General features: G+C 33.3%; 6 protein-coding genes. All 6 read right to left on the reverse strand.

Translation table 11 applies throughout. The features are described from left to right. Nucleotides 1-115 precede the first annotated feature (115 nt). The 6 genes from AC0LWJ_RS07180 to nadA all read right to left on the reverse strand — a co-directional run bounded on the left by AC0LWJ_RS07180 (nucleotide 116) and on the right by nadA (nucleotide 15,491). Nucleotides 116-1,969 carry a [Fe-Fe] hydrogenase large subunit C-terminal domain-containing protein gene (locus AC0LWJ_RS07180; protein ID WP_474238408.1) on the reverse strand — a complete coding sequence of 618 codons (1,854 nt, stop codon included), beginning with the start codon at nucleotides 1,967-1,969 and terminating at the stop codon, nucleotides 116-118. 140 nt (nucleotides 1,970-2,109) lie between these two features. Next, complete coding sequence (locus AC0LWJ_RS07185) at nucleotides 2,110-10,713, reverse strand: glycoside hydrolase family 94 protein (protein WP_474238532.1); 8,604 nt, start codon at nucleotides 10,711-10,713, stop codon at nucleotides 2,110-2,112. Nucleotides 10,714-10,861: 148 nt separating this feature from the next. Then, nucleotides 10,862-12,145 carry a homocysteine synthase gene (locus tag AC0LWJ_RS07190; protein ID WP_474238411.1) on the reverse strand — a complete coding sequence of 428 codons (1,284 nt, stop codon included), beginning with the start codon at nucleotides 12,143-12,145 and terminating at the stop codon, nucleotides 10,862-10,864. 43 nt (nucleotides 12,146-12,188) lie between these two features. Beyond that, nucleotides 12,189-13,019, reverse strand: coding sequence for a carboxylating nicotinate-nucleotide diphosphorylase (gene nadC, locus AC0LWJ_RS07195; RefSeq protein WP_474238413.1), 831 nt, complete (start codon nucleotides 13,017-13,019; stop codon nucleotides 12,189-12,191). Beyond that, on the reverse strand, nucleotides 12,982-14,586 hold the full coding sequence (gene nadB, locus AC0LWJ_RS07200; RefSeq protein ID WP_474238416.1) for an L-aspartate oxidase: 1,605 nt from the start codon (nucleotides 14,584-14,586) through the stop codon (nucleotides 12,982-12,984). The genes nadC and nadB overlap by 38 nt, the downstream gene beginning before the upstream one ends. After that, nucleotides 14,583-15,491, reverse strand: coding sequence for a quinolinate synthase NadA (nadA, locus tag AC0LWJ_RS07205; RefSeq protein ID WP_474238417.1), 909 nt, complete (start codon nucleotides 15,489-15,491; stop codon nucleotides 14,583-14,585). Before nadA ends, nadB begins: the two co-directional genes overlap by 4 nt. Nucleotides 15,492-15,583: the final 92 nt, after the last annotated feature.

Below are 15,583 nucleotides of genomic sequence, written 5' to 3' on the forward strand. Positions count from 1 at the left end.
TACCTCTCTTATGGACCAATATTTTAATAATATTTATTATATTGTTATATTATAAATCCCTTCACCTGAAATTTCAATAATTTTTTTAATATCTACAAGGTGAATTTTTGCAATATCACAAGTTACTCGTCAAGTTATTTATCTCACCGAAAATTTCCTCTCCTTTTGCTGTTAATTCTTCTATCAAAGCACTTGTATTGGTTAAGGATTCATTTACATTCTCAACCATATCTTTTACTATTTTGGATACAGTGGGTAGATTGTTTATATCAGACATCAGCAACTCTACTTCATCCTTTGTATTTTTAATTTCCTGTTTCGTTTTATCAGAAAGTTTCCTGATTTCATTAGCTATTACTGAAAAGCCTTGCGAATCCTTTATCCTTGCCGCTTCAATAGAAGCATTCAAAGAATATAAAGCTATACTTTCACTAATATTCATCAATGTTTTATACACATTATTTATAATTGATGCCTTTTCAGACAAGCTTATGCTGAGTTTATCTAATACCTCCGCCTGTTTTGATAAATTATAGGCAAGACCGGAAATTTTTTCTATTTCATTGCTGCTTTCCGAATAACCGCTTGCAACTTCCTTCATGCTTAAATTCAAATTATTAGTTGCAGTTCTTATACTATCTAATAAACCTTCTAATTTTGATTTTGTACTATTTGTTTCTTCAAATAAACTCTTTATTTCATTATTTTTTTCATCTAATTCTTGATATTCCTTAGATATTAATGTTTTAATATAATGAACACAATTTTCTTTTTTATTCAACCCATTATAAATAGCCACTATCATATCATAACATGAATGATATCCACAAGCACCGCAATTTAATGTTCTTTCTTCTTTCGTACACTTAAACATTGAATTAAATAAAGCATCAACTTCATTTTTAGTGGGATATTTAATCCCTATTTTAGTTGGTGTATAAGTAATAATAAAATCATTTAAGTTTAACTTTTTATCAAATTCATTTGTTAATTTTTTCTGCCTTCTTTTGTTTGTAATTTCCTTTTTCATATTGTCAAACTGGTAGTCTATATCGTCAACAGGTCTTGCATTATTACATGCAGTCCCTTGATTACAACCGTTTTCGCAATTAAGTACATCAACAATCGTTGGTTTGACCGTATCATTAGCATTTTTATAATCTCCGGATAAATATTCATAAACATGAGGTCCTTCTACTTGTTTTACCTTTACATCCTCTAAATAAGCTAAAACATTTTCTTTTAAACCGCCGGGTCTGCTAAATAACCTGCCCAAATATGCCTCCGGCAAATCAAATACGGAATTGCCGTCCTGACCTGCATTGTCATATTTATCCTTAATTGCCTCATATAATTTGCTAAATGTAACATTATATGCAATATAATCAGAATATTTTGATATTTCATCTTCTTTTCCTATACATGGTGATATAAATGCTATCTTATCTTTAATTCCAAGGTACTTTTTAAGATAAACAGCCAAACACATCATTGGACTGTGGACAGGAATAAGATACTTAATTAAATCATTTTCATATTTTTCTATGTAATTAACTATCACCGGACATGGTTGAGTTATGATACTACTATGCCTTTTTTCTTTAATATATTTTATATATGCCCAAGTAGTAATATCCGCCCCTAATGATACATCATAACAAGCTTTTATTCCTATGGATTTTAATGCTGCAATAAGTTTATTTATATTAAAATTTGCTCTTGCTGACGGTGCTATAACAGCAGCAATACTTAGACCCTTTTCTAAATCCTTTAACATTAATTCTGTATCATCAGAATAATACCTTGCTCCATGTTCACATGTTTTTATACACATTCCGCACTTTATACAAAACTGATTGTTCACCTCCATATGATTATTGTCTCCTACTTTATTAGCAAACTTAACTGGGCAAATTCTAATACATTTATTACAACCTACACATTTTTCATTATCTACATAAATCCCCATTTGTAAACCTACCTTTCTTTATAAACTACATATTATATCAATCGACATTATTGTATCATATCTTAAGGTCTTATATCTTTACAATTTAAAAAATTCTTCTATATTTTTTAAAAAATTAAGACTATAGAAATACTATAGCCTCATTTACCAAGAATGACTTTGATTTTATGTGTTTTATTATCATCAATCATTTTTATTTTCTTATTTAATTGCAATTCTCCATCTAAATAAACTTCCTTTACCCCTTTCTCGATACCCTCAGGATTTTTAACTTCAATAATGTACTTTGTTTCGTTCACATAATTATATTCTATGGTATATTGTCCCCAGCTTTTTGGTATACAAGGATTCACCATCAATATGTCTCCATGTTTCTTAAATCCCATCATATGCTCTAAACCAACCCGGTACATCCAACCTGCTGCACCTGTATACCATGTCCAGCCCCCTCTGCCTACATTGGGCTCTACTGCATACACATCTGCTGCCATAACATATGGCTCTACCTTATATCGTGCAGATTCAATAGGGGTTCTTGTATGATTTATGGGATTTATCATATTATACAATCTCCAGGCTTTGTCCCCTTCTCCTATCATAGCATATGCTAATATGACCCATACAGCCGCATGTGTATACTGACCGCCATTTTCCCTTACACCAGGGACATATCCTTTAATATATCCAGGGTTTAATTCGCCGTCATCGAAAGGAGGAAATAAAAGCTTAATCAACCCATTTTCATAGCTTATCAGGTAGTTCTCTACTGCCTTTAAAGCCTCCTTTACCCTGTGCTCTTTTGCCGCACCGGATATTGTTGACCATGACTGGGAAAGGGAATCTATTTTGCACTCTGTATTTTGTTGAGACCCCAATGGCATACCATTGTCAAAATATGCCCTTCTGTACCAGCTTCCATCCCAAGCGTTTTCTTCTATTGAGTTTACAATATCTGCGGCAACTTTCTCATACTTTTCAACTTTGTCTAAATCGCCATTTTTTCTGCAGACTTCTGTAAATTCCTTAAGTATAACATATAAAAACCATCCGAGCCATACACTTTCACCTTTGCCTTTGTTTCCCACCATGTTCATACCGTCATTCCAGTCCCCTGAACCCATAAGTGGTATTCCATGTTCTCCAAATTTAAGCGAATGCTCAATAGCCCTGATACAGTGTTCATATACAGTAGCCTTTTCTTCAGAAATTTTTGTCTTTAAGCATCTTTCATCCTCATCTTCTCTTAAAGGCTTACCTTCAAGAAAAGGTATTTCAATTTCAAGTATATTCAAATCTCCTGTACTTTTTATATAGTCGGCTGTCGCATAGGGAAGCCATAATAGGTCGTCAGAATACCTTGTCCTTATTCCTATACCTGTATCAGGATGCCACCAATGCATAACATCTCCTTCTGCATACTGATGTTGACAGGCATTTAATATCTGCATTTTAGCAAGTTCAGGAGCAACATACTGAACATTAATTGCATCCTGCAGCTGATCCCTGAATCCATATGCACCACCTGATTGATAGAAGGCAGACCTTGCCCATATTCTGCAGGCTATTGTCTGATACAAAAGCCATCCGTTTAAAAGAATATCCGCTGATTTATCCGGAGTAGTAACCTTTATTGTTCCAAGCAAATCATCCCAGAAGGTTGTAATTTTAATAAATTCATCTTTGGCGTAACCTCGGTCTTTGTAGTTTTTAATAAGTTTTATAATATCTTCCTCAGTTTTCCCACAGCCCAGCAAAAAAACAATGTCTTTTTCTTCATTTGCCTCCATATCAATTATTATCTGAAAAGCCGCACATGGTTCATATCCTGCTCCAACTTTATTTGATAAATTTTTTCTTTTCAATGCCTCCGGTTGTTTTATATCTCCATCTATACCCAAAAAATCCAACCTATCTCCGGTATATGTATAAATTGGTTCAGATGATGAAATAAATGCTATTCTATCCAGGGAAATAAAATTATTATATTGATTTTTAAAAAGCAGGGCATTGTTTTCTTTTTCAAAGCTTGTAACTATATACGGTGATGTTAACACATCCGTTACACCAAGTACAGGTTTAACGTAATATATAGCTGTAAGAAACCTTTTCCTTCCGCTTAAATTTTTTAGCTTTAATATACTTATCTTAACAGCATCATTTAAAGGAACAAACTCTACAAGCTGCTGTTCTATCCCATTATAAGCATGTTTAAATATTGTGTATCCATGTCCGTGCCTTATCGTATAATTCTGGCTATCTCGCATAATAGGTGTTGCCGTCCAAAAAACACCATTTTCTTCATCCCTCAGATATAATATTTCTCCCGGTTCATCAATAACCGGATCATTCGACCAAGGGGTAAGTTTAAACTCTCTGCTGTTTTCTGACCATGTATAACCGCCACCCGATTCAGATACTTGAAAACCGAATTTACTATTAGATATTACATTTATCCATGGTGCAGGTGTCATATTCTTACCATTAAGGCTTATTATATATTCTCTGCTATCAGGCGAAAATCCACCTATACCGTTATCATATTCTAATGGCACATGTTTTTCCGTTTTGAAACCATTTGTAACTTCAACCGGTTTTTCATCCCAATTCGCTTCTTTTTCTCTTATCACCCCGTCATTAAATTTCATCTGCAACTCAAGGTTTATATCTCCTTTGAATACAAGCTTTGCAACTGAATATAAAAGTATCATATCCTCCTGCGGTATTTTATCTTCCTGAATCAAAAATATACCACCGTATTTCCCTACAATATCATAGGAAAAACTGCCGTATATAATATCTTTTATTTTTTCGTTCAATAGCTGCAGATACTCACTTTTATCCCTGTTTAATATCACAAGGTCTATGGTAAGTCCTTTCATTCTCCAGTATTCATGTGCCTTTAAAAGCTGTTTGACAATATTTAACTCCTCCGACTTATTTACCTCTGCAAGTATTATAGGGACATCTCCTGAGATACCATATGTCCATAAATCTGACTGACCTTTTTTGTTTTTTAATATGATATCTTCCCTTTCCCTTTTCTGCGGGCTGTTAAATACAATATGCGGCAGCATTTTTTGAAACAGCTCAAGTTCATATCCTTTTAAATTAAGATAATCAAGCTCTACCCTGCTTCTTGAAAAAGCCATTTCAAAAGCCCTTTCTACAACAGATGCATCAGAATATTTGTCTGCAAGTTTTAAGGCTTCTGTTTTATTATCCGTAATGGCTGTTGTAAAAATAATCCTTGCTGTTTGCCCCGGCAAAAGCCTTACCCTTTTTCTTAAAGCCATTATCGGATCCAATACAGAACCAACAGTATTTGATAATGGTTTGTCCGGTTCCATCTCCTGTGGATTCCTAAGGGTCCTGCCCCGCCCAATAAATTTAGCCCTGTCCGTTTCATACTGTGTATCGCCAATTACCTCACAACCTTCAACAGCTACCGTATGAACAGCCAATAAAAAGTTCTTGCTGATATCCCTTGGTCTTTTATAAGCAATTAATGTATCTTTTTCCATTATAAACTCTGTTTTTATAAATAGCTTATTAAATGCCTGATGTACTATATCAGCATAATTATCATTAAGCACTACTTCCAAATAACTTGTAATATCAAGTGTTCTGGAGTAATCACTGTGGTTTTTTAATGTTACACGCCTGATTTCTGCATCATCCTCAGGAGACACGATTATCTCGGTATTTGTATCTATATTTCCAACTTTTTTAGTATATTCTGCCTTATCAGGTGTAAATACGACCTTGTATTTTTCCTCCTTTTCAAAACATGGGGCATAGGTTGCAGACCATACCATATTGGAATTTATATTTTGAATATATATAAATATCCCATTAATCTGATCAGGTTCATTCCTCCATCTTGTAACAGCTATATTATCTTTTTTGCTGTAACCGGTTCCTCTATCTGTCAAAAGAACAGAATATCTGCCATTTGATAATGCATGTACCTCCGGCATATAATGCTTAGGATAACCAAATACCCTTACTGCATTGACATATTCCTTGGGTACTTCTACAAATTTTTTGATTGCTTCTATTTCTTCCCTTGTTATAACCGAACCTGACGGCACCCTTTCTTGAAGGAGTATCTCGGCAGCCTTAATAACCGGGCTTTTATGAAACCTTTTCTGCATTATATTTTTATTAATAAAATTATTTAATGCTAATAGACTCATGCCTTGGTGATGGGACATAAAGCTTTTTACTATGGCATATTTTTTACCATAAGGTATCCTTTCCGGTGTAAAATCAACAGCTTCATAAAAACCGTAATTACCGTACATTCCAATCTCTTTAAGTCGTTTAAAATTATTAATAGCTGATTCCGGGTCAATTGATAATGCTAACATTGTCCCATATGGCGCAACAACAAGGTCATGGGAGAGTCCCCTTTTAAGCCCAAGCCATGGTACACCAAAGGCTTTATACTGATAATTCAAGCAGATATCAAATGCATAAAACCCTGATTCAGATATACCCCATGGGATATTGAATTTTTTCGCATATTTCATTTGTTCAGTAACAACAAATGAATATGTCTTATCCATAAGTGTGTTCTTATAATTTTTCATTATAAGAAAGGGCATAAAATATTCAAACATAGTACCAGACCATGATACAAGTCCTTTATTTCTGTTTTCAACAGCAAGCATTCTCCCAAGTCTGAACCAGTGTTCAATGTCGATTTCTCTTCTTGCAATTGCTATAAAACTTGCCTGCCTTGCTTCAGATGCCAATAGGTCATAATAGGATTTTGTCAATTCCTCATCTTCAACATCATACCCAATTGAAAACAAGTGTCTTTTATTGTCATACAACGGCATGAATTTAGTAGCATTAATCAAATCATCTAATCTATTCATCAGACTGTATGCTAATTTAAGCATATTATCAATCCTATTTAATGAATCAGTAATATCGGATTTTAAATCGCCTTCTTCACAGCCGCTATTTTTTATAATAATCCTTTCATAATAATTCTTAAGTCCTTGCAATGATAAATCTTCTTCATTGTATTCCATAACAAAGTCTTTATATTTTAACAGCGGAAAATAAACTGAAAGTTCCTGTTTAAAAATTTCCACCGTTTTTTTCGCTTTTGAAATCTTAATGTCGCACGGTTTTATTCTTTTCAATACCTCTGATACATCGTCTAAAATCTTGCTCCATTCAATAATGGACACATATCTCTCGTCTATATTATTTAATTTGACTTTAATTTCTTTACATAGAATATTAAGCATTGTTTTTAAACCTATGTTAAGATTTTCAATTATAGGTTTTCTTGTATACTCCTCTATTCCTGCTTTTAGTGTAATAAGATAACCGACAAAGTTGCCGCTGTCTACTGTTGAAACATAAAGTGGTCTCATTGGTTTAAGTGTTCTTGTATTATACCAATTATAAAGGTGACCGTTCCATTTCTCCATTCTTTCTACGGTATTTATTGTGTTTTCAATTTTTTTCAGCATTTCCTCTGTTCCAATAAATCCTAAATCCCTTGCTGTAAGTACTGATGCTAAATAAAGTCCTATATTAGTAGGAGATGTTCTATCTGCCAAACCTGCGTAGGGGTCTTCCTGATAATTATCAGGCGGCAAAAAATTTTTCTTTTCATCAACAAAATCCTCAAAATATTTCCATGTTTTGTAAGCAATCTCCCTCAATTCTTCCATATCTTCTTCTGAAATTTTATATTTTACTTCTTTAATAGGACGACTTATTATATATGCTATATATGGTGATATTGCCCACAAAATAGCAATTATAACAGCATATATCAATGCCCTCGGCTTAAAATACAAAGACAACAGGACTGAAAATAAAGCAATCATCGCTGCAATCCACATTCTACCAATGAAACTCCGCAAATCATTCTTCAACAGCTTCTCCATATCAGCAGCTGTCACCCATTCCAATAGTTTTTTCTTTGTAATCAAAACCCTAACAATCGTTCTTGTTACTGCATCTACCATCATATATGCCTGATATGGTAAAAATATAAATTGCAGTATACCGTGATAGAGGGAAACCCCTATATCATCTATAACTGAAATATAACCTTTTTCTCTAAAATCCATTTTAATACCTGTAATTGCCGTATCAATAACAGTTGTTATCAATGGGAAAAAAATTGTGCTTAATACAAGCCCCAGCCATATAATGCTATGTCCCGGCAATATACTTAAGCTTAATAGAGTCAGTACAACAACTGCCAGTGAAACAAGGCTTCTTCTCATATTGTCGATTATTTTCCATTTCGATATAGCTGTCAAAGGATTTTTTATTTTTTCGCCACGTCTATTACTTATTCTATTAAGAAGCCATGGCATAAGCTGCCAATCGCCTCTCACCCATCTATGCAGCCTCATAATATATGAATTGTATTTTGCAGGATATCCATCTATTAATTCAATGTCTGTTACAAGCCCCGCCCTAACAAAGGACCCTTCAAGAAGGTCATGGCTCAATACGGTATTTTCAGGAATAACATCCCTTAAAATGTTTCTAAAAACCTCCACATCATATATTCCTTTACCTGTAAATATACCTTCCTCAAATACGTCCTGATATACATCAGAAACAGCAGTAGTATAAAGGTCTATACCCCCCTGACCTGCAAAAATTTTTGAAAAAAGGGTGGCATTCACGCTTTCTATATTTACACTGATACGCGGCTGTAAAAGCCCGTATCCTTCCACAACAATATTTCTTTCTTTATCGATTACGGCTTTGTTAAGTGGATGAAGCATTGTCCCTATGAGTTTCTTTGCTGTATTTATAGTCAAATTTGTATCAGCATCAAGTGTTATTACATATTTCACATGGGGAATTTTATCAATATCTATACTGCTTATATAATAACTTGTATCCTTTTTACCATTTAAAAGCTCATTAAATTCAAGAAGTGCACCTCTCTTTCTTTCCCAACCAATATAACAACCCTGCATTTTATTATATTGTCTCTTACGATTAAAATAATAGAAAATATCTTTATCTTCATCTGCATATCGTTTATTAAGTTCTCTTATTCCATTTATAGCATTTTGTGCTATTTCCTCATCATCTTTTAATGATTCGGTATCTGCATCTTTAAAATCTCCCGCTAAAGCAAAATAAAGATTTTTTTCTTTATTTGCATTATAATAAACCTCCAGTTGACTTAAGAGTTCTTTGACCTTTTTTACATCTGCAAGTAATGTTGGTATAACAACCATTGTTGCAGCTTCTTCCGGTATCCCATTTTTTAATTCAATCTTTGGTATGATTTTAGGCTTAAATAAATGCGCTAAAATCCAGTTTATCCCTTGGACAGATACTTCACCGGCAGGAATTAATACAGTAAGAAAAGTCAGCAATTTAAGCCACGGATTATTGGTATATTTCCCTGCATAAAGAAAAAATACCACTTCTATAATGAACGTAATAATAAATATTGCTAAGATATAAAATACTGTTGGTTTCCTTTTGATATATCTACATAACTTAATAAACCCATTTTTTTGATGGTCTATCTTATTTTCAAGAATTCCCTTCCCTTTTCCTATTATATAAAAGCCAACATGGTTTATATAACCTGGACTGTTATTGTCATTCAAAACTTCTTTGGCACATTCTATCGCCTTTCTTGCAACATATGTTTCGGTTGTTTTGTACTTTTTGGCAATTTTCTCTATTTCATGCCGATAATAATCCCTTGATTTAAAATCCATGGAAGGATATGTTCCATCAGGGTCCTGCCTTAATATTTGTTCAACGGCACTTAATTTTTCAAAAATCTCCCTCCAATCAAGTGTTGAAACATATTTTAAGCTTGTTATTGAATTCCCTATGGATACCTGTCTTGCCGCAAGTATATTATGATCCAACTGTGTTATTTCTGTAATACTTGTATTGTATTCTGCAAGTATTTTATCAATATACTGAACTAATTTTGAAAATTCCTTACCTTCATTTCTTATTTTCTGCAAAAGTCTTTCAAAAAATGATGTAGGTATTCTATTAACAGCTTTTATTTTTTCATGTATTATCTTTCTTACCTCATTAAAGGCAATATCATTTTTTGACATGATAATATTAGCCACTTCATCCGAAAGTTTCCATTGCTTTTGTGTTGATAATATCTTCTCGCAATTGCATTTAATATTTTCTATCAGGGCTATCCTCAACATAAGACTTAATGCCCATAACTCACCGCTTGACAGCAATACCTTTGACTGATATGCACTTATAAAATTAATAATATTATCTTCATCAATTTTACCGTCTGTATGTGAAATTAGTTCCAAAGCAATACCGTAAATACGTGGATATCCTTTTAAAATACTGTTTTTCAATCCCGGCAAGCCTGAATAATACCCTTTTGATAAACTTTTCCTTATTTCTTTTACCTGTTCCTCTATTATATAGAAATTATCCAAAAGCCATTCTGCATCCTGTGACAATGTAATTGTATCTCTATTATCTATATTTAAACTTCTATAAACAGACTTTATATAGCTGTAGTTTTTCTTCATCTTTGGAATTAGCATATATGATAATTTTATATCCTTTAATATCAAATGATTTTGGGCTAAATCCTGCGCATGTTTGTTTAGTTCGTCAGAATTAAGCAAAACATCGTTTAAATTTTTAACATCTTCCTGCCTTTTTTTTATAAATCTATTAAAAATTAAGATAATAGCAAAAGCAATTAAAAAGCCTGTAAATATATGTACAAACATTGTTAAATTCAAGAAAAACACATCTCCTTTGCATATCTGTTTTGGTATAAATATTATTCCCCATTTGCCTGCAATTTAAAAAAAAATAGGATAAATAATATTATTTACCCTATTTGCTGAAAATATTTACCAAATTTTAATTCAAAATTTATTTTTGTGAAGCTTTTAAAGCATCGTCAAGGTCATTTAATATGTCATCAATATCCTCAATACCTATTGAAAGCCTTATTAAATCTTCGCTGACACCGGATGCCCTTTGTTCTTCAGGTGTTAACTGCTGATGTGTTGTACTTGCAGGATGTATGACCAATGATTTTGTATCTCCAATATTCGCTAAATGCGTAAATAACCTTAGGCTTTCTATAAATTTAATCCCTGCCTTTAACCCTCCTTTTATTCCAAAAGTAAGGATACCACCTTGCCCTTTTGGAAGATACTTCTGAGCAAGCTTGTAATACTTGCTTGTTTTAAGTCCGGGATAATTAACCCATGTTGTATATGGATGCTGATTTAAAAATTCTGCAACCTTTAATGCATTTTGACTATGCCTTTCCATTCTCAATGGTAATGTTTCAAGCCCCTGTGCAAATAAAAAAGCGTTAAAGGGACTCATACATGAACCAAGGTCTCTTAAAAGTTGTACCCTTGCCTTTGTGATATAAGCAGCGTTTCCCTTGTCTTTTACATATCTTATCCCATGATAACTTTCATCAGGTTCAGTCAATTCAGGGAATTTTCCGTTATCCCATTTAAATTTGCCAGAATCAATAATTACACCACCTATCGATGTACCATGCCCACCAATGAATTTAGTTGCCGAATGTATTACAATATCTGCTCCAAATTCAAACGGTCTCATTAAATACGGCGTTGCAAAAGTATTATCTACAATCAGCGGAATACCTGCTTCATGAGCAATTGCCGCAATTGTTTCTATATCTGCAACATCTATTTTGGGATTCCCTATCGTTTCTACATATAATGCTTTTGTTTTATCTGTTATTTTTTCCTTAAAGTTTCCCGTATTCTCAGGATTTGCAAAATTTACCTTTATGCCGTATCTTTTAAATGTTGATGCAAAAAGATTGTATGTTCCGCCATAAAGGTTTGTAGATGAAACTATTTCATCACCACAACCTGTTATATTTAATATAGCAAGTGTCATAGCAGCTTGTCCGGAGGATACGGAAAGAGCTCCAATTCCCCCCTCCAAGGCTGCAATCCTTTCCTCAAAGGCATTATTCGTTGGATTCATCATTCGTGAATAGATATTTCCTGTTTCTTTAAGACTGAATAGATTTGCTGCATGTTCCGTGCTTTTAAATGCAAACGAAGATGTTTGATAAATAGGCAATGCTACTGCCCCTGTTGTCGGATCAGGATTTAAACCTGCATGTACTGCCAGTGTTGAAAATTTATACCTTGACATCATTACATTATCCCTCCAAATATTTTTTCATCGTTTTAATATGATATTAAAGGTCAAAGCTTATATCCAATGCTTTAACCGAATGTGTAACAGCACCCATCGAAATGACATCAACACCTGTTTTTGCAACATCTAAAATATTGTCCTCATTTATATTTCCCGATGCCTCCACAATCGCTCTGCCATCGATTATTTTAACTGCCGTTTTCATCATATCTATCGTCATATTATCCAGCATTATTATATCCACACCGAATTTCAAAACCTCATTAAGCTGTTCAATTGTTTCCACTTCAATTTCTATCTTCATGGTATGTGATATGTTTCTATTTAAAATATTCAGTGCATTAGTTATTCCGCCGGCTGCTTTAATATGATTATCCTTAATCAATATACTATCGGAAAGATTATACCTATGGTTAATCCCTCCGCCAACTGTTACCGCATATTTGTCAAAATATCTTAATCCGGGCATTGTCTTCCGCGTATCAGTGATCTTTGCTTTCGTCCCTGATATTTTCTCTGTAAGTCTTTTTGTGAATGTGGCAATTCCCGACATCCTCTGTAACAGGTTTAATGCAACCCTTTCCGCTTTAAGCAAAGAATTCATATCACCGCATATTACAGCAATTACATCACCCTTTTTAATCCTATCGCCATCTTTATAATTTTTTTTAATACTTATATCATCATCAATCCTCTTAAAAACCATGTCAAAAACATCGATACCTGCTAAAATTCCACCCTCTTTAGCATAAACATATCCTTTCGAAGTGGTTCCGGTTGGTATAAGAAGGTCTGTTGTAATATCTCCCCATGTGATATCTTCTTCAAGATAATTATCTATCAACCTCTTTGCTACAAATCTGTCTATCAAAATACAACTCATCCCCTTTTATTAAAATATGTTTTCTGTATTCTTCTTTTTTTTCGGGATAATCAATTCTATAATGACTTCCGCGGCTTTCTTTCCTCAAAATAGCTGCCATTACTAAATATTTGCTTATGCTATAAAGACATAATATTTCATTCTTTTCTCTGCTTACTGCATTTATATTTAATATATCTTTATGCAGCATTATCCAATGCAGCATAGTTTTAAGACTTTCTTCGCTTCTTATTATACCTGCATTTTCTTCCATCATTTGCTTTAACTCATGTTTTATGCCTTCAGTATTAATTTCTTTTTCAATTTTCCCATTTTCTTTAAATACATCTTTTTTAAAATCCTCATTTATATATTTACTTGAATCTTTAACCGCTCTTGTTGAAAAAACAAGCCCTTCCAATAATGAATTGCTTGCAAGCCTGTTTGCCCCATGAACCCCTGTACAGGCACATTCACCACAGGCATATAATTTATTTATACTTGTTTTTCCATTTATATCTGTCATAATTCCACCCATATAATAATGGGCAGCCGGTGAAACCGGTATATAATCCTTTGATATATCTATCCTAAGTTCAATACATTTTTTATATATTGATGGGAAATGTTCTGAAAATTCTTTTTCTCCGATTTGTGTCACATCAAGGTATACATATGGTTTATCGCTTTTTTCAATTTCTTCTAAAATAGCTCTCGTAACAATATCCCTTGGAGCAAGGTCCCCAAGTTTGTGATACTTCGGCATAAAGATTTCACCACGTGAATTTCTTAAAATACCTCCTTCACCTCTTACTGCTTCAGAAATCAAAAATCTTTCTCCATTTTTGCTATATAACACCGTAGGATGAAACTGCATAAATTCCATATCCTTTAAAACGGCTCCATGCCTTGCAGCAATAGCTATCCCGTCACCGGTTGTAACAGAAGGATTTGTTGTGTTTAGAAATATATTACCTGCTCCGCCTGATGCAAGTATAACTATTTTTGCCCATATAATATAAATCTGGTTTTTTATAAGGTCTTTAACAAGAACACCCTTAACTGTATTATCTTTAACAAGCAAATCAAGTAAGATTGTATCTTCACATATATCAATACCATTTTTTACATCTAAAAAACCTTCAATAACTCCTTTACCTGTATAATCACCTATATGTAGAATTCTATTAAAAGAGTGAACTCCTTCTCTTGCAAGCTCCAAAGCATCATTTTTTCTGTCAAATTTGATACCGATTTCTAACAATCTATTTATATTTTCGGGTGCCTCTTTTACAAGCACTTCAACACTTTCAACATCACATAAGCCAGCACCGGCATACAACGTATCCTTAATATGTGAATCAAAGCTGTCAAAAGCTGATACAACACAAGCAATACCACCCTGTGCAAGGGTTGAATTAGAGTCTATCAATTTTCCCTTTGTTATGAGGGTTACTTTACCTAAATCTTTTGCAAGATATGCTGCATTAAGTCCTGCAATTCCGCTTCCTATTATCACATAATCACTGTATCTATCCTCAAGTTCCTCTGAATTAAAATTAACTGAATATTTCATTTTATATCAAGCATCCTTTTTATTGGAATAATTGCCTTTTCCCTTACTTCATCAGATATTTTAACTTCCGGTCTTAAGTTTTCAAGGGAATAAAAAACATCCTCAAGTGTTATCTTTTTCATATTAGGACATATAAGCTTATTTGAAGGCAGTATAAATACCTTATTAGGATATCTTATTTTAAGTTGATGTATTATGCCTTCCTCTGTACATATAATGAATTCTTTTGCATCACTTTCGCCAACATATTTAATTATACCAGATGTTGAAAAAACACCGTCTGCAAGCTGTAATACTTCTTCTCTGCATTCAGGATGTGCAACAACCTTTGCATAAGGATATCTTTCCTTTGTTAATAAAACTTCCTCTGCCGTCAATCTGTCATGTGTATTGCAGTATCCCTGCCACAAAATAAGCTTTCTGCCTGTTTCTTTTGATACATAATTTCCAAGATTTTTATCCGGAACAAAGATGATTTCTTTATTTGACGGAATTGAATTTATTACTTTAACTGCATTTGCCGATGTACAGCATATATCACTTATAGTTTTTACATCTGCAGTTGTATTTATATAACTTACAACAATTGCATTCGGATACCTTTCCTTTAATTTTTTAACCTCTTCATAAGCTGCCATATCTGCCATTGGACAGCCGGCAGATTTATTAGGCAAGAGGACTTTCTTATCAGGAGAAAGGATACTTGCAGTTTCTGCCATGAAATGTACCCCACAGAAAACAATTACATCAGCATTTGTGCTTGCTGCTTTCCTTGATAATTCTAACGAATCACCAACAAAATCCCCTATATCTTGTATTTCCGGTCTTTCATAAAAATGGCTCAATATTATTGCATTTCGCATTTGTTTCAAACTATAAATTTTATCTACAATATTATTTCCCATAAATCTTGCTCCTTTGTTTGATTAACATATATATTATTCTATCATTTATGAATATATATGTCTATATCGTCTTTAAATAGACAAATGGGACA

Source organism: Aceticella sp. 75b-Ac (assembly GCF_056032965.2).